A 16,606-nucleotide genomic window follows, 5' to 3' on the forward strand; every position below is an offset into this window, starting at 1 on the left:
GTCAGCCGCCCGTCTCGGCCGCCGCCTCGCCGCGCCCCTGGTCCACCCGCAGGCTGACCAGCCAGGCCGCGAAGAACAGCAGCGCGCAGAACAGCACCGCCGTGCGCAGACCGAGCCAGGCCTGCAGCAGTCCGACCGCGACCAGGCCGAAGGCGCCGGCCAGCTTCAGGCTCAGGCCCCAGAAGCCGAAGAATTCGGCGCTGCGCGAAAGCGGCGAGAACAGCCCGACCAGCGTGCGCGTCGCCGACTGGCAGGCCCCCAGGCTCATGCCCGCCGCGCAGCCGACCACGAGGAACACCTGCTGCGCCTGCCAGTCGATGCCCATGCTCCGCAGCAGCACGCTCAGCTCGGGCGTGAGGTGGATCAGCAGCACCGCCAGCACCCAGGTCCACAGCGTGATGCGATAGGTCCGCAGCGCGCCGATGCGGTCCTGCAGCCAGCCGAAGCCGAGCGCGCCGGCGGCCGCGGTGATCTGCACCAGCACGAACATCACCACCCGCACCGGTTCGTCCCAGCCGATCACCTGCGCGCCGTAGATGAAGGCATAGGCGATCACGATGTAGATGCCGCTCATGGCGAAGAACACCGACACCAGCAGCACCGCCAGGTCGCGATGCAGGCGCAGGCGCGAGAGCGTGCCGCGCACCCGCCCGAAACCGGTCGCCAGCGCATCGCGCAGCGTCGGCAACGGCCTTGGCGTGCCGCGCTCGCGCAGCCACAGGAAGGTGGGGATCGCCGCCACCAGGAAGAACCCGCCGGCGAACGGCCCGACCCAGCGGATGCGCTGGAAGTTCTCCTCACTGACCTCGCCCAGCGCCAGCAGCGCAAACACCGTCGCCACCAGCCCGCCGACATAGCCCAGCGCCCAGCCGAAGCCGGAAATCTTGCCCAGATCGCGCGGCGGCCCCAACCCGGGCAGGAAGCTGGCGATGAAGGCTTCGCCGATCGAATAGGCGAAGTTCGAGACGATCAGCAGCAGTACGCCGAGTGCCGCATAGCCGGGCGCGACGAAGTACAGCGCCGCGGTGGCGACCACCGTCAGCAGGTAGCTGGCGAACAGGAAGCGCTTCTTGGCCGAAGCCGCGTCCATCACTGCGCCGGCCACCGGCGCGCAGACCACCACCAGCAGGTAACTGGTGGCCAGCGACAGGCTCCACAGCAGGTTGCCGAGGCGGTAGTCGGGCGCGTCGCCGACCACGATGCGGGTGAACAGGTCACCGAAGACGACGGTGATGATCAGCAGCGTGTAGGCCTGGTTGGCGAAGTCGAACATCGCCCAGCCCAGGATCTCCCGCCGCGATGCGCGCACCCGTTCGTTCATGCGGCCGATTCTGACCGAAGCGGGGCAAACCCGCGAACTCCCCGCATGACGGCGCCCCACCCCCGCCCGCCGCCATGACGGCAACGGGCCGCGCGCGGCGGCCCGTTGTGCGCACTGTCCGGGAACGCGATGCTCAGCCGCGCTTTTCCAGCGGCACGAACTCGCGGTCCTCGGGACCGATGTAGTTGGCGCTGGGGCGGATGATCTTGCCGTCGATGCGCTGCTCGATCACGTGCGCGCTCCAGCCGGAGGTGCGGGCGATCACGAACAGCGGCGTGAACATCGCCGTCGGCACGCCCATCATGTGGTAGGCCGAGGCGCTGTACCAGTCCAGGTTGGGGAACATCCGCTTCATGTCCCACATCAGCGTCTCGATGCGCTCGGACACGTCGAACAGCACCTGGTTGCCGCCCTCCTTGCAGAGCTTGCGGCTGATCTCCTTGATGATCGGATTGCGCGGGTCGCCCACCGTGTAGACCGGATGGCCAAAGCCGATCACGATCTCCTTGCGCTCGACCCGGGCGCGGATGTCGGCCTCGGCCTCGTCGGCACTCTGGTAGCGGGCGATGATCTCCATCGCCACCTCGTTGGCTCCACCGTGCTTGGGGCCGCGCAGTGCACCGATCGCACCGGTGATGCACGAGTACATGTCCGAGCCGGTGCCGGCGATCACGCGGGCGGTGAAGGTGGACGCATTGAACTCGTGTTCGGCGTACAGCACCAGCGACTTGTCCAGCGCGTCGGCGTGCAGCTGGCTCGGCGGGTGGCCGTGCAGCAGGTGCAGGAAATGCGCGGCGATCGAGTCGTCGTCGGTCTCGACCTCGATGCGGCGGCCGTTGTGGGTGAAGTGGTACCAGTACAGCAGCATCGAGCCGAAACTGGCCATCAGCCGGTCGGCGATGTCGCGCGCGCCAGGCACGGCATGGTCGTCCTTCTCCGGCAGTACGGTGCCCAGCACCGAGCAGCCGGTGCGCAGCACGTCCATCGGATGCGCATTGGCCGGGATCAGCTCCAGCGTCTCCTGCACCAGCGCCGGCAGGCCGCGCAGCGACTTGAGCTTGCGCCTGTACGCCTGCAGCTCGCTGAAGGTCGGCAGGTGGCCGTACACCAGCAGGTAGGCGACTTCCTCGAACGTGGCCTTCGTCGCCAGGTCCTTGATGTCGTAACCGCGGTAATGCAGGTCATTGCCGCTGCGGCCGACGGTGCACAGGGCAGTGTTGCCGGCGGCGGTGCCGGACAGGGCGACGGATTTCTTCGGCTTGGGCGTGGTCGATTCGCTCACGGTGCAGTCCCGGGTGTGAAAACAGCGATTATATTGGCTCCGTCCCCGCCACGCCGGCCGCCCTCGCCCCCCGGGCCCCACGGCGGCAGGTCCGCCCGGCCGCGAGCATCAACCGAAGAAGAGGTAGCAGACGGCGATGGCGGCAAGGATGCCGGCAACGTCGGCCACCAGTGCACAGCCGACGGCATGACGGGCACGGCGTATGCCGACCGCGCCGAAATACACCGCCAGCACGTAGAACGTGGTCTCGGTACTGCCCTGCACGGTGGCAGCCAGCAACGCCGGGAAGCTGTCCACCCCGAAGTGCTGCATGGTTTCGATCAGCAGTGCCCGTGCCGCGCTGCCGGAGAAGGGCTTGGCCAGGGCGGTCGGCAAGGCATCCACGAAACGGGTGTCGGTTCCCAGCCAGGCGACCGCGGCGCGCACCCCCTCGAGCGCGAAGTCCAGGGCCCCGGAGGCGCGCAAGACGCCGATGGCGCAGAGCATGGCGACCAGATAGGGCAGCAGGTCGCGGGCAACCTCGAAACCCTGGCGCGCCCCCTCGACGAAGGCCTCGTACACCGGCACCCGGCGCCAGGCGCCGGCCAACAGGAAGGCCAGCACCGCGGCCAGCAGCAACAGGTTGCCGGCCAGGCTGGACAGGGTCGCCAGCGCGACCGCGGTCATTCCGGCCAGCAGCCACAGCAATGCCCCCAGCAGCAGCGCCGCGCCCCCCAGCCAGGCCAGCACCACCGGGTCGCCCAAGCGCAGCCGCTGCACCCAGGCCACCGCCAGCAGTCCGGCCAGAGTCGAGGCGGTGGTGGCCAGCAGGATGGGCAAGAACACCAGGGTCGGGTCGCTGGCGCCCTGCTGCAGCCGGTACATGAAGATGCTGACCGGCAACAGGGTCAGCGAGGAGGTGTTGAGCACCAGGAACAGGATCTGGGCGTTGCTGGCGCGCTCGGGCTCGGGGTTCAGCGCCTGCAGCTCGCGCATCGCCTTCAGCCCGATCGGTGTGGCGGCGTTGTCCAGACCGATGCCGTTGGCGGCGAAGTTGAGCGTGACCAGCCCCAGTGCCGGGTGCCCACGCGGCACCTCCGGCATCAGGCGGGCGAACAGCGGCGCCAAGGCACGCGCCAGCCAATCGATCACACCGGCACGCTCACCGATCCGCAGCAGCCCCAGCCACAGGGTGAGCGTGCCGAACAGCAGCACCATCACCTCGACCGAGAGCCGGGCCATGTCGAACAGCGCCGCCACCATGGCGGCGAAGACCTCCCCTTCCCCGGCCAGCAGCCAGCGCGCCAGACCGGCGACGGCCGCCACCAGGAAAAAGCCGAGCCAAAGCCCGTTCAGCACGGCCTGGGCCGGCCCGCTCAGCCGGGCCTGCGGGCGAACAGGGCATCCAGCCGCTGCTCGTAGTCGTGATAGCCGATCCGCTCGTACAGCTCCTCACGGGTCTGCATGCTGTCGAGCACGGCCCGCTGATGGCCGTCGCGGCGAATCGCCTCGTACACCGCCTCGGCGGCCTTGTTCATGGCGCGGAAGGCCGACAGCGGGTAGAGCTGGATGGCGACGCCGACCGAGGCCAGCTCCTCGCGGGTGAACAGCGGCGTCTTGCCGAACTCGGTGATGTTGGCCAGCACCGGCACCTTCACCGCGTCGACGAAGCGCTTGTAGGTGTCCAAATCGTAGGCGGCCTCGGCGAAGATGCCGTCGGCGCCGGCCTCCACGCAGGCCACGGCGCGCTCGATGGCGGCGTCCACGCCGTGCACGGCGATGGCATCGGTGCGGGCGATCAGGAAGAAGTCGGGATCGGTCTTCGCGTCGGCCGCCGCCTTCACCCGGTCGACCATCTCCTCGGTGGAGACGATCTCCTTGCCCGGGCGGTGGCCGCAGCGCTTGGCGCCGACCTGGTCCTCGATATGACAGGCGGCGGCGCCGGCCTTGATCAGTGACTTGACGGTGCGCTCGATGTTGAAGGCGCTCGGCCCGAAGCCGGTGTCGATGTCGACCAGCAGCGGCAGGTCGCAGACATCGGTGATGCGACGGGTGTCGATCAGCACGTCCTCGAGCGTATTGATGCCGAGGTCGGGCATGCCCAGCGAGCCGGCGGCGACGCCGCCGCCGGACAGGTAGATGGCGCGGTAGCCGGCGCGTCTGGCGAGCAGGGCGTGGTTGGCATTGATGGCGCCGATCACCTGCAGCGGCGACTCGGCGGCCAGGGCGGCGCGGAACTTCGCGCCCGGGCTGGGCTGGCTCATGCGTACTCCCGGCGGAAAAGCGGCATTTTAGCCCAGTCGGCGTGCCGCCCCCGTGCCGTCGCCGCAAGCGCGGAAAAAACGACGGGCGGCCGGAGGCCGCCCGTCGTCGCAGCGATCGCGTCGCGGCTCAGCCCAGCAGATGGGCGACGCCGGCGCGCTCTTCCTCCAGCTCGGCCAGCGTCTTGTTGATGCGCTCGCGGCTGAACTCGTCGATCTCCAGGCCCTGCACGATCTCGTACTCGCCGTCCCTGCAGATCACGGGGTAGCCGAACATCACGTCCTGCGGGATGCCGTAGCTGCCGTCGGACGGGATGCCCATGGTGACCCACTTGCCATCGGTGCCCAGCACCCAGTCGCGGATGTGGTCGATGGCGGCGTTGGCGGCCGAGGCGGCCGAGGACAGGCCGCGCGCCTCGATGATCGCCGCACCGCGCTTGCCGACGGTGGGAATGAAGACCTCGCGGTTCCAGGCTTCGTCGCCGATCTTCGCCTTCAGGCTCTCGCCCTTGGCGGTGGCGAAGCGGTAGTCCGGATACATGGTCGGGCTGTGGTTGCCCCACACGACGAGCTTCTCGATGTCGGCCACGGCCACGCCGGCCTTGGCGGCCAGTTGGCTGAGCGCGCGGTTGTGGTCCAGGCGCAGCATCGCGGTGAAGTTCTTCTTCGGCAGGTCCGGCGCCGACTTCATCGCGATGTAGGCATTGGTGTTGGCCGGGTTGCCGACCACCAGCACCTTGACGTCGCGCGAGGCGACGGCATTGAGCGCCTTGCCCTGCACGGTGAAGATCTCGGCGTTCTTGAGCAGCAGATCCTTGCGCTCCATGCCCGGACCGCGCGGCATCGCGCCGACCAGCAGCGCCACGTCGGCATCCTTGAACGCGACCATCGGGTCGTCGGTGCCGACCATGCCGGCCAGCAGCGGGAAGGCGCAGTCCTCCAGCTCCATCATCACGCCGCGCAGCGCGGCCTGGGCCTTTTCCATCGGCAGCTCGAGCATCTGCAGGATGACCGGCTGGTCCTTGCCGAGCATCTCGCCGGAGGCGATGCGGAACAGCAGGGAGTAGCCGATCTGGCCGGCGGCGCCAGTGACAGCAACACGGAGGGGGGTCTTCATGGTTTTATCCAACGTGTGGTTACGGTGACTGTTCTTCGAAAACACTGCGCTCGACACCCGACTGGCGGATGATGGAAAGCAGGGTACCGATGCGTAGTTCTTTGTGGTCGGGGACCGGGACCGTCGTCGTGGTATCTGCCTGACGCCGCTGCATCACGACATGGCTGCCTCGCTGTCTCACCTGCACGAAGCCGTGCGCGGCGAGAATCTCGCAGATCTCTCGGCCCGAGAGCCGCCTGAGTCTAGGCAACGGCGACCTCGACCTGGGTAATGTAGACCTCGTCGTGCATGCGCTCGCGGATTTCCTGCTCGGATGCCGTTTCGAAAAACAGCTCGAGCGCCTCGATGAGGTTGGTGCGCGCCTCCTCGATGCTCCCGCCTTGGCTGACGATGTCCAGCTCCGGGCAGAGCGAGACGTACCCGTCGCCCTCGCGCTCGATGATCGCAGTCAGCTGTCGGGTCATGACGGTCTCCTAGACAAGCTCGGCAAAGAATTCCTCGATGCGCCGCATGCCCGGCAGCAGCTGCGGCGTCGGGCAGGTATAGCTGATGCGGATCGAGCGCGGCTCGCCGAAGGCCGAGCCGGGGACGCAGGCCACGCCCTTGGCTTCGAGCAGGGCGTTGCAGAAGTCGACGTCGTTGCCGATGCGGCGGCCGTCGTGCGACTTGCCGAAAGCGCAGGAGATGTCCGGGAACACGTAGAACGCACCCTGCGGACGCGGGCAGACCACACCCGGGATGCGCGCCAGCACCTCCATCACCTGGTCGCGCTTTTGCTGGAACTCGGCGCACTTGGCCGCCGGCACGTCCTGCGGACCGCTCAGCGCGGCGATGGCGGCGGCGGTGACGATCTCGGGGACGTTGGTGATGTGGTTGGAGTTGAGCGTGACCACCGCGCGGATCGCGTCCGCCGGGCCGGCGAGGAAGCCGGCGCGCCAGCCGGGCATGCCGTAGGTCTTGGAGATCGAGTCGGTGAAGATCACCCGGTCGCGCAGTTCCGGGCGGAACTGCACGAAGTTGTGGTAGCTCAGGCCGTCGAACACCATCCGGTTGTAGATGTCGTCGGTGATGACCCAGGTGTCCGGATGGTTCGCCAGCACGTCGGCCAGCGCGGCGATCTCGTCCTGCGTGTACACCATGCCCGTCGGGTTGGACGGGTTGTTGAACATGAACAGGCGCGGCCTGCTCCCGAGCGCCGCGTCGAGCTGGGCCGGGGTGAGCTTGTAGTTCTGCTCCGGCGGGCACGGCAGCAGGGTGACGCGGGCGCCGAGGATCTCGGCGATGTCGAGGTAGCTGGTCCAGTACGGGGTCGGGATCAGCACTTCGTCGCCCTCGTCCACCAGGGCTTCGAACAGGTTGTACAGGCCGTGCTTGGCGCCGATGGTGACGACCACGTTCTCGCGCGTGTAGCCGGTCATGCCGATGCCTTCCATGTGCTTGAGGAAGGCGTCGAGCAGGGCGGTGTCGCCGCGGTTGGAGCCGTACTGGCCGCTGTCGTGGTCGAGCGCCTTGCGCACCGCGTCGTAGACGTGCGGACCGGGCAGGAAGTTGGGGACGCCGATGGAGAAGCTGATGATGTCGCGGCCCTCGGCCCTGAGCTGCTTGGCTTTGTCGGCGACCTGCATGATCGCGCTGGGCTTGGCGCGACCCACGCGCGCAGCGAGCTTCGGCATCGGTGGTTCCTCGACGGGAAGTGGCCGGAAACGAGGCCGGGAAGGATAGCACAGCCCCCGATTCCGCCGAGCCCGCCGGTCTGGCTATGCTGGTCCGGGCCACCATCACGGAGCGCGCGCATGAGCCTGCTGATCCTCGGACTGGCCCTGTTCTTCGCCATCCACGCCCTGCCCTGGCTGCCGCCGCTGCGCCGGCGACTGATCGAGCGGCTCGGCGCCCTGCCCTACCGGGGTCTGTTCGCGCTGGTGTCGGCCCTGGGTTTGCTATTGATCGTGCTCGGCCATGCCAGGGCGCCCCACGAACCGCTCTGGCTGCCACCGGCGTGGGGCCGGCCGCTGGTCTACCCGCTCTTGTTCGCCGCCTTCGTGCTGCTCGCCGCGGCTTACCTGCCGGGCAACCTCAAGCGCTACACCCGCCACCCGATGTTGTGGGGCGTGGTGCTCTGGGGCGTCGGCCATCTGCTGGTGCGCGGCGACCTGTCCTCGCTGCTGCTGTTCGGCGGCTTCATCGGCTACGCGCTGCTGGCGATGGCCTCGGCCAACCTGCGCGGGGCACGCAAGACCGAGCAGCGGCAGCCGCTGTGGAAGGACGCACTCGTGCTGGTGGCCGGTGCGGCGGCTTACGCCGGCTTCGCACTGGCCCACCCCTGGCTGATCGGCGTGGCGGTGCTGCCGTGACCGGTCGCCCGCCGGTCAGTTCATCCACCGTCGCAGCCAGGCCTTCTCCAGCTCGACCACGATGAACAGGGCCGCCGACAGCGCGGCGATCCAGCCCCATTCGCGCCAGCCCAGCCCTTGCGTGCCGAACACCGCCTGCGCCGGCGGCCAGTAGGTGACCGCCGCCTGCAACAGCGCCAGCACCGCCACCGACAGCCAGGCCCAGGGGTTGGCCAGCAGCGCTTCCGGCGTCCAGCCGGGCGCGGTCCAGCGGCGGCTGTTGAACAGATACGCGACCGAGCCGGCGACGAGCATGTTCAGCGCCACCGTGCGCGCCAGGGCCGGTTCGCCGCCACCGTCCACCCACAACAGGAAACCGGCGAAACTCATCGCGGTGAGCAGCGCGCCGACGAACACGACGCGCCAGACGATGTAGCCGCCCAGCAGACCCTGCGTGGGCGAGCGCGGCGCACGTTTCATCACGCCCGCTTCCAGCGGCTCGAAGGCCAGCGACAGCGCCAGCGTGACGGAAGTGACCAGGTTCACCCACAGGATCAGCACCGGGGTCAGCGGCAGCACGGCCAGACCCGCCAGCACCGCCAGCAGGATGATCAGCGCCTGTGCGGCATTGGTCGGCAGGATGAACATCAGCGCCTTGCGGATGTTGTCGTAGACGCCGCGCCCCTCCTCGACGCCGGCGACGATGGTGGCGAAGTTGTCGTCTGCCAGCACCATCTCGGCGGCCTGACGGGCCGCCTCGGTACCCTTGATGCCCATCGCCACGCCGATGTCGGCGCGCTTGAGCGCCGGCGCGTCGTTGGCGCCGTCGCCGGTCATCGCCACGACCCGGCCGCACGCCTGCAGGGCGGTCACCAGCCGCAGCTTGTGCTCGGGCGTGGCGCGGGCATAGACGTTCACCGCCTCCACCCGCTCTGCCAGCGCCCGGTCGTCCAGACGGTCGAGCTCCGGCCCGGTGAGCACCCCATCGTCGCCGGCGATCTCCAGCGCGCGCGCGATCGCGGCGGCGGTGGCGGCATGGTCGCCGGTGATCATCTTCACCGCGATGCCGGCGCTGCGGCAGGCGGCGATGGCGTCCGGCACCTCCGGCCGCGGCGGGTCGATGAAGGCGACCAGCCCGAGCAGGCACAGCCCCCGTTCGACCATCGCCAGGTCCAGGCACGCCGCATCGTCGTCCAGGCGCTTTTCGGCCAATGCCAGCACGCGCAGCCCATCGCGCGCCATCGCATCGAGCAGTGCATGCCAGTGGTCGGTATCGAGCGGCTGCTCGTCATCGCCGACGCGCTGGCGGTCGCAGCGCGCCAGCACGGTTTCCGGCGCGCCCTTGAGGCAGATCCGGCCCGGATGCCGCGTCGCCATGAACTTGTAGTCCGACGAGAACGGCAGCAGCGCCAGTCGCGGATGCGCTTCGCGCCGGGCGGCGACATCCACGCCAGCGGCCTGCGCCAGCCGGATCAGCGCCCGCTCGATCGGGTCGCCGTCGTGGCCATCGGCAGCGGCTTCGTTGCACAGCACGGCGGCTTCGAGCAGGGCCGGCGCCCGCGCCCCGGCCTGCTCCGCCGCCCAGGCAGCATCGGCGAGTCCGATCCGGGCGGCGACCAACTCATTACAGGTCAGGGTGCCGGTCTTGTCGGTGCAGATGACACTGACCGCGCCCAAGGTCTCCACTGCCGGCAGGCGGCGGATCACCGCCTGTCGTGCCGCCATCCGCCGCACGCCCATGGCCAGGGTGATGGTGATGATCGCCGGCAGGCCCTCCGGAATCGCTGCCACCGCCAAGGCGACCCCAGCCATGAAACCGGCCAGCAGCGGGGTGTCGTGCAGCAGCCAGCCCAGCACCACCATTGCCACCGCCAGCGAGACGATCACTACCGACAACCGGCGTCCGAAGTGCTCGATCTGGCGCAACAGCGGCGTGGTCAGCGGCTGCACGCGACCGAGCAGGGCGCTGATGCGGCCGAGTTCGGTGGCGTTCGCGGTCGCTACCACGACGCCCACCCCCTGCCCGCCGGCCACCATGGTGCCGGCGTAGGCCATGCCGACCCGCTCGGCCAGCGCAGTATCCTCCGCCACCGTCGCGGTGCATTTCTCCACCGGCACCGACTCGCCGGTGAGCGCCGCCTCGTCGATGCGCAGGCCTTGGCTCTCGATCAGCCGCAGATCCGCCGGCACCCGGTCGCCGGCCTTGAGCAGCACCACATCGCCTGGCACCAGACATTCGGCATCGAGCGTGCGCCGATGGCCATCGCGCAGCACCCGCGCCTTGGGCGCCAGCATCCGGCCGATGGCCTCCATGGCGTGCTGGGCCTTGCCCTCCTGCACGAAACCGATCAGCGCATTGACCACCACCACGCCGAAAATCACCGCCGCGTCCACCGGATGGCCGAGCGCCGCCGCCGCCACGCCCGCCACCAGCAGCAGGTGGATCAGCACGTTGTGGAACTGGGCCAGCAGACGCCGCCAGGCCGGACGACGCGGCGGCGACGGCAGGGCATTGGGGCCGAGGTCGGCCAGGCGACGCTCGGCATCGTCCGCGGTCAGACCGCCACGATGGGTACACAGGACCGACAGGCACTCGTCGACCGGCAACGCGTGCCAGACGGGCGGGGAAGCGCGTGATGCTGACGACTCGGGCATGGCGGGCAGGTGCGGAAGCCGAAGAACCTGCCCGCAGTCTAGCCGCGGTCGTGCGCGCCACCCCGACCTGGATCAAAGGAACCGCTGATCAATTCAGAGGTTCCGCCGGCCAGCAATGGCCGGCCCGCGAATCAAGCACGCCAGTGCCTGATTCGTCGCAGCCGCGTCCGGACACGCGCCGGATGCGGCGTGGGCTGACAAGTCCAGGATGGACGTGTTCAGACCTTCCCGAACGGGGCGATTTGCCGCCCCCGGCCGGTCAGGCCGCGTCGAGGATGCGGTTCCAGCCTTCCAGCCGGTCGGCAAAGCGGGCGAACAGCGCACCGGTATCGCCCGCGATCTCGACCTTCTCGATCACGTCGCCGCCCCGGATCGCATCGACCACGTCCTGGCCTTCCAGCACGGTGCCGAACACGGTGTGGCGGCCGTCCAGCCACGGGCAGTCGACGTGGGTGATGAAGAACTGGCTGCCGTTGGTGCCGGGGCCGGCATTGGCCATCGACAGCACGCCGCGGACGTGGCGCAGCTCGGGGTGGAACTCGTCCTCGAAGCGGTAGCCCGGACCGCCGCGACCGCTGCCCTCGGGGCAGCCGCCCTGGATCATGAAGTCGGCGATCACGCGATGGAACGTCAAGCCGTCGTAGAAGCCGCGGCGCGCCAGGTTGGCGAAGTTGGCCACGGTCAGCGGGGCCTGGTCGGCATGCAGCCGGACACGGATGGCGCCGCGCGCGGTGGTGAAGGTGGCGATCAGGTCGGTCATGGGCAGGGTCCGGGACGAAGGTTGCGGGGTTGCGGAAATGGCCGCCGCGGCGCGGCGGGCGGGCGGGCCTGGAAACCGCATAGGGTGCCACAGGTTCCGGGGCGACAGGCAGGCACCCACCCGGGACGGCTATAATGATCGGCTACCTTCCCAGCAGCCTTGGCGCCCGGCCTCCGGCGCCCGCCCGCATGTCCATCGAAAAGCTCCGCAACATCGCCATCGTCGCCCACGTCGACCACGGCAAGACCACGCTCGTCGACCAGCTGCTCAAGCAGTCGGGCACCTTCGGCGAACGCGACAAGGTCGCCGAGCGGGTGATGGACAGCAACGACCTGGAAAAGGAGCGCGGCATCACCATCCTCTCCAAGAACACCGCGATCCGCTGGACCGACCCGCAGGGCGAGACCTGGCGCATCAACATCGTCGACACTCCCGGCCATGCCGATTTCGGCGGCGAGGTCGAGCGCGTGCTGTCGATGGTGGACTCGGTGCTGATCCTGGTCGACGCCATGGACGGACCGATGCCGCAGACCCGCTTCGTCACCCAGAAGGCCTTCGCGATGGGCTTCAAGCCGATCGTGGTGATCAACAAGGTGGATCGCCCCGGCGCGCGACCGGACTGGGTGCTCAACCAGACCTTCGACCTGTTCGACCGCCTCGGCGCAACCGACGAGCAGCTCGACTTCCCGGTGGTGTACGCCTCGGGCCTGAACGGCTATGCCGGCCTGACCGAGGACGTGCGCTCGGGCGACATGACCCCGCTGTTCGAGGCGATCGTCCGGCACGTGCCGCCACCGTCGGTGGATCCGGACGGTCCGTTCCAGATGCGCATCACCTCGCTGGACTACAACAACTACGTCGGCATCATCGGCGTCGGCCGCATCCAGCGCGGCCGCGTCCGCACCAACATGCCGGTCACCGTGATCGACCGCGACGGCAGGACCCGCAACGGCAAGGTGCTGCAGGTGCTCGGCTTCCACGGCCTGGAGCGGCACGAGGTGAAGGAGGCGCAGGCCGGCGACATCGTCGCCATCTCCGGCATCGAGGGCCTGGGCATCTCCGAGACCGTCTGCGATCCGTCCGCGGTCGAGCAGCTCCCGGTACTGACCGTGGACGAGCCGACCATCAGCATGACCTTCCAGGTCAACGACTCGCCGTTCGCCGGCCACAAGGAACGCAGTGGCGGCAGGTTCCTGACCTCGCGCCAGCTGCGTGACCGCCTGATCCGCGAAACACAGCACAATGTCGCGCTGCGCGTGGAGGACACCGAGGATGCCGACAAGTTCAAGGTCAGCGGCCGCGGCGAGCTGCACCTGTCGATCCTGATCGAGACGATGCGCCGCGAGGGCTACGAGCTGGCGGTGTCGCGCCCGGAAGTGATCGTCAAGGAGATCGACGGCCAGCTCATGGAGCCGTTCGAGTCGCTGGTGGTGGACCTGGACGAGCAGTACCAGGGCGGCGTGATGCAGCGGCTCGGCGAGCGCAAGGCGCTGCTGCAGAACATGGAGCCGGACGGCAAGGGCCGGGTGCGGCTGGAGTTCATCATTCCCGCGCGCGGCCTGATCGGTTTCCAGACCGAGTTCCGCACCCTCACCGCCGGCACCGGCCTGCTGTTCCATGTCTTCGACCACTACGGCCCCAAGGCCGAGGGCGTGATCGGCAAGCGCCCCAACGGCGTGCTGATTTCGAACGACACCGGCACCTCCACCGCCTACGCCCAGTTCGCCATGCAGGAGCGCGGCCGGCTGATGATCGAGCCGGGCGAGGAGGTCTACGAGGGTCAGATCGTCGGCATCCACGCCAAGGACAACGACCTCACCGTCAACGCCCTGCGCGCCAAACAGCTCACCAACTTCCGTGCCGCCGGCAAGGACGACGCGCTGGCGCTCACCCCGCCGCTGCGCATGAGCCTGGAGCAGGCGCTGGAGTTCATCGACGACGACGAGCTGGTCGAAGTGACCCCGGTCGCGATCCGCCTGCGCAAGAAGCTGCGCCACGAGGTGGACCGCAAGCGGGCCTCGCGCGCAGCGTGAGAGCCATGCGCTTCCGCCTGCCGGCGCTCCTGCTTGCGACGCTGCTGCCGGCCGCCACGCCGGCCGCGGACGGCTTGCTGCACGAGCGCTGGAGCCTGGCCTTCGGCGGCTACGGCAACCGGCTCGGGCTCGACGGCCGGATCGACGGCAACACCGACGTCCGCGGCACGCCCTTCGATTTCGACGACAGCTTCGGCTTCGACCGGCACGAGCGGTTGCGCATGGCCGAACTCACGCTTGCGCCCACCCAGGACCACGAGCTGCGCCTGCGCGGTTTCCGCGACCGCCGCCGCCACGACACCACGCTGACCGAGGAGCTGGTCTTCTCCGGCGTCGTTTTTCCGGTCGACGCCGACGTGCGCGGCCGCTTCGGGCTGGACGTGCTCGATCTGGACTACACCTGGTGGCGCTGGCGCCAGGCGACGCGCGCCAGCGGCCTGGTGCTGGGGCTGACCCGCCTGCGCGCCGGCATCGACCTGGACGGCGAGGCGCGCAACGACGGCGGCCCGCCCGAGCCGCTGCGCGCCGACTATGCGCGCCATCTCTATGCGCCGAGCCTCGGCCTCGCCTTCAAGGCCGCGCCGGGCGAGCGCTGGCGCTACCGGCTCGACGCCGGCGCCATGCGCCTGCGCCACGCCGGCATCCATGGCACGATCCTCGAAGCCAGCGCCGCCGCCGAATACTTCCCCGCGCATCGACTCGGCATCGGCCTGCGCTACACCTGGACCCGGCTCGAAGCCGAAGGCCGGCGCGGCGACACGCTGCGCGGCGAGCTCGACCTGGACTACGCCGGCTGGCAGCTCTACCTGCGCCTGCGCAGTTGACGGCGGCCGCGACCCGGCGGCCACGGCCGCCACGCGCTAGCATCGGCGGCACCGCCGCCCCGGAGCCGCCGCCATGCCCACCGCACCGCGCGAGATCGCCCAGATCGCTGTCGCCTGCCGGGACGTCGCCCGCGCCACCGCCTTCTACCGCGATGTCCTCGGCCTGCCGCTGCTGTTCGAAGCCGGCGGCATGAGCTTTTTCCAGTGCGGTCCGACCCGGCTGATGCTGTCCCTGCCCAGCTCGCCCGACCTCGCCCCTCCCGGCTCGATCCTGTACTTCCGCAGCGACGACATCGCCGCACAGCTCGCCACGCTGCGCGCCGGCGGCGCGCAGATCCTGCGCGAACCCGCACTGGTCCACCGTGACGCGCACCACGCACTGTGGCTGGCCTTCTTCCGCGACACCGAAGGCAACATGCTGGCGCTGATGGAAGAACGCCCCGCCGCCTGAGGACCTGCCGATGCACCGACTCGCACCCTGCCTGCTGCCCCTGCTGCTCGCCGCCTGTGCGCACGAGGCCGTGCCGCCACCCGCCGCCGGGTCGCCCTTCGCGCTCGACGATGCGAGCGTGGCCGAGCTACAGGCCGCCATGCGCGACGGCCGGCTGAGCGCCCGGCAACTGACCACGCTCTACCTCGAGCGCATCGCCGCGCTCGACGACGACGGCCCGCGCCTGAACGCGGTGATCGAGATCAACCCCGACGCCCTCGCCGAGGCCGAACGCCTCGACGCCGAGCGCACCGCGGGCCGCGTGCGCGGTCCGCTGCACGGCATCCCGGTGCTGCTCAAGGACAACATCGACGCGACCGGCATGGCCAACTCGGCCGGCTCGCTGGCACTGGCCGAACACCGCCCGGCGCGGGACGCGCACCTGGTCGCGCGGCTGCGCGAGGCCGGCGCGGTGATCCTGGGCAAGACCAACCTCAGCGAATGGGCCAACTTCCGCTCCACCCGCTCGGTCAGCGGCTGGAGCGGGCGCGGCGGACAGACCCGCAATCCCTACGTCCTGGACCGCAACCCCTGCGGCTCCAGCGCCGGCTCGGGCGTGGCCGTGGCCGCCGGCCTGGCGCCGCTGGCGGTCGGCACCGAAACCAATGGTTCGATCATCTGCCCGGCGGCGGTCAACGGCGTGGTCGGCATCAAGCCCACGGTCGGCCTGGTCAGCCGCCACGGCATCATCCCGATTTCGCCTTCGCAGGACACCGCAGGCCCGATGGCGCAGCGCGTCGCCGATGCCGCCGCCCTGCTCGGCGCGCTGGCCGGCGCCGACCCGCGCGACCCGGCGACCGAAGCCGCCGAAGCGCACCTCGTACCCGACTACACCGCGTTCCTCGACGCCGACGCACTGCGCGGCGCGCGCATCGGCGTGATGCGCAAGGCGATGGGCTTCCACAGTGAAGTCGATCGCGTGATGGAAGCCAGCATCGCCGCCCTGCGCGTGGCCGGCGCCGAGATCGTCGACCCGGCCGACCTGCCCAGCCATGGCCGGTTCGGCAAGCACGCGTTCGAGGTGCTGCTGTACGAGTTCCGCCCCGCGCTGGAGGACTACCTCGCCGACAGCGGCGCACCGCTGCGCACCCTGGAGGCGCTGATGGCATTCAACACGGCGCATGCCGAGCACGAGCTGCGCTGGTTCGGCCAGGAGCTGTTCGAGATGGCGGCGAAGAAAGGCCCGCTGACCGAGGCCGCCTACCTCGAAGCGCGCGACAGCGCCCGCCGCCTCGCCGGCCGCGAGGGCATCGACGCGGCCATGGACGCGCATCGACTGGACGCACTGCTGACCACGGCCGTCGGCCCGGCCTGGCCGATCGACCCGGTCAACGGCGACCACTTCCTCGGTGCCGGCTATTCCGCCGCCGCGGTGGCCGGCTACCCGAGCATCACCGTGCCGGCCGGCGAGGTGCACGGCCTGCCGGTCGGCGTGGTGTTCATCGGCCGCGCCTTCAGCGAACCCCGGCTGATCGCGCTGGCCCACGCCTTCGAGCAGGCCACCCGGGCGCGCCGACCGCCGCGCCTGCTCCCCACCCTGGCGCCCTGACCGCC

General features: G+C 69.8%; 15 protein-coding genes. 5 read left to right on the plus strand and 10 right to left on the minus strand.

The genetic code is table 11. From position 1 onward, the window contains the following. Position 1: 1 nt before the first annotated feature. The 8 genes from HNQ58_RS08675 to HNQ58_RS08710 all read right to left on the minus strand — a co-directional run bounded on the left by HNQ58_RS08675 (position 2) and on the right by HNQ58_RS08710 (position 7,633). Entirely contained in the window at positions 2–1,321 is a 1,320-nt protein-coding gene (locus HNQ58_RS08675) for an MFS transporter (RefSeq protein ID WP_183948516.1), read from the minus strand. Positions 1,322–1,454: 133 nt separating this feature from the next. Continuing rightward, positions 1,455–2,603, minus strand: a complete 1,149-nt coding sequence (gene prpC, locus HNQ58_RS08680; RefSeq protein WP_183948517.1) for a bifunctional 2-methylcitrate synthase/citrate synthase — start codon at positions 2,601–2,603, stop codon at positions 1,455–1,457. A 108-nt stretch (positions 2,604–2,711) separates the two neighbouring features. After that, positions 2,712–3,941, minus strand: coding sequence for a nucleoside recognition domain-containing protein (locus tag HNQ58_RS08685; RefSeq protein ID WP_183948518.1), 1,230 nt, complete (start codon positions 3,939–3,941; stop codon positions 2,712–2,714). Between the two features lie 17 nt (positions 3,942–3,958). After that, on the minus strand, positions 3,959–4,846 hold the full coding sequence (prpB, locus tag HNQ58_RS08690) for a methylisocitrate lyase (protein ID WP_183948519.1): 888 nt from the start codon (positions 4,844–4,846) through the stop codon (positions 3,959–3,961). A 127-nt stretch (positions 4,847–4,973) separates the two neighbouring features. Then, positions 4,974–5,960, minus strand: a complete 987-nt coding sequence (locus tag HNQ58_RS08695) for a malate dehydrogenase (protein WP_183948520.1) — start codon at positions 5,958–5,960, stop codon at positions 4,974–4,976. A gap of 19 nt (positions 5,961–5,979) precedes the next feature. Next, positions 5,980–6,210, minus strand: a complete 231-nt coding sequence (locus HNQ58_RS13670; RefSeq protein ID WP_183948521.1) for a type II toxin-antitoxin system HicA family toxin — start codon at positions 6,208–6,210, stop codon at positions 5,980–5,982. Further along, positions 6,203–6,424, minus strand: a complete 222-nt coding sequence (locus HNQ58_RS08705) for a type II toxin-antitoxin system HicB family antitoxin (protein ID WP_183948522.1) — start codon at positions 6,422–6,424, stop codon at positions 6,203–6,205. Before HNQ58_RS08705 ends, HNQ58_RS13670 begins: the two co-directional genes overlap by 8 nt. A gap of 9 nt (positions 6,425–6,433) precedes the next feature. After that, positions 6,434–7,633, minus strand: coding sequence for a pyridoxal phosphate-dependent aminotransferase (locus tag HNQ58_RS08710; protein WP_183948523.1), 1,200 nt, complete (start codon positions 7,631–7,633; stop codon positions 6,434–6,436). Between the two features lie 120 nt (positions 7,634–7,753). Between HNQ58_RS08710 and HNQ58_RS08715 the strand changes: the two genes are divergently transcribed. Further along, positions 7,754–8,311, plus strand: coding sequence for an NnrU family protein (locus HNQ58_RS08715; RefSeq protein ID WP_183948524.1), 558 nt, complete (start codon positions 7,754–7,756; stop codon positions 8,309–8,311). Between the two features lie 15 nt (positions 8,312–8,326). Here HNQ58_RS08715 and HNQ58_RS08720 read toward each other — a convergent pair whose 3' ends face one another. Together HNQ58_RS08720 and HNQ58_RS08725 are read right to left on the minus strand one after the other, a co-directional pair. Continuing rightward, positions 8,327–10,945: a cation-translocating P-type ATPase gene (locus tag HNQ58_RS08720; protein WP_183948525.1), complete on the minus strand. Its 2,619-nt coding sequence runs from the start codon at positions 10,943–10,945 to the stop codon at positions 8,327–8,329. 259 nt (positions 10,946–11,204) lie between these two features. After that, positions 11,205–11,705, minus strand: a complete 501-nt coding sequence (locus HNQ58_RS08725) for a peptidylprolyl isomerase (protein WP_183948526.1) — start codon at positions 11,703–11,705, stop codon at positions 11,205–11,207. A 188-nt stretch (positions 11,706–11,893) separates the two neighbouring features. On the opposite strand from HNQ58_RS08725, the gene typA reads away from it, so the two are divergent. The 4 genes from typA to HNQ58_RS08745 all read left to right on the plus strand — a co-directional run bounded on the left by typA (position 11,894) and on the right by HNQ58_RS08745 (position 16,601). Then, positions 11,894–13,738 carry a translational GTPase TypA gene (gene typA, locus HNQ58_RS08730; RefSeq protein WP_183948527.1) on the plus strand — a complete coding sequence of 615 codons (1,845 nt, stop codon included), beginning with the start codon at positions 11,894–11,896 and terminating at the stop codon, positions 13,736–13,738. 5 nt (positions 13,739–13,743) lie between these two features. Continuing rightward, positions 13,744–14,562, plus strand: coding sequence for a hypothetical protein (locus HNQ58_RS08735; RefSeq protein ID WP_183948528.1), 819 nt, complete (start codon positions 13,744–13,746; stop codon positions 14,560–14,562). Between the two features lie 73 nt (positions 14,563–14,635). Beyond that, the gene (locus HNQ58_RS08740) at positions 14,636–15,013 is read left to right on the plus strand and encodes a VOC family protein (protein ID WP_183948529.1); all 378 of its coding nucleotides are present in this window, start codon (positions 14,636–14,638) and stop codon (positions 15,011–15,013) included. 10 nt (positions 15,014–15,023) lie between these two features. Next, positions 15,024–16,601: an amidase gene (locus HNQ58_RS08745; protein ID WP_183948530.1), complete on the plus strand. Its 1,578-nt coding sequence runs from the start codon at positions 15,024–15,026 to the stop codon at positions 16,599–16,601. The last annotated feature ends 5 nt before the right edge of the window (positions 16,602–16,606 follow it).

This window comes from Rehaibacterium terrae (assembly GCF_014202935.1).
GTDB lineage: Bacteria > Pseudomonadota > Gammaproteobacteria > Xanthomonadales > Xanthomonadaceae > Rehaibacterium > Rehaibacterium terrae.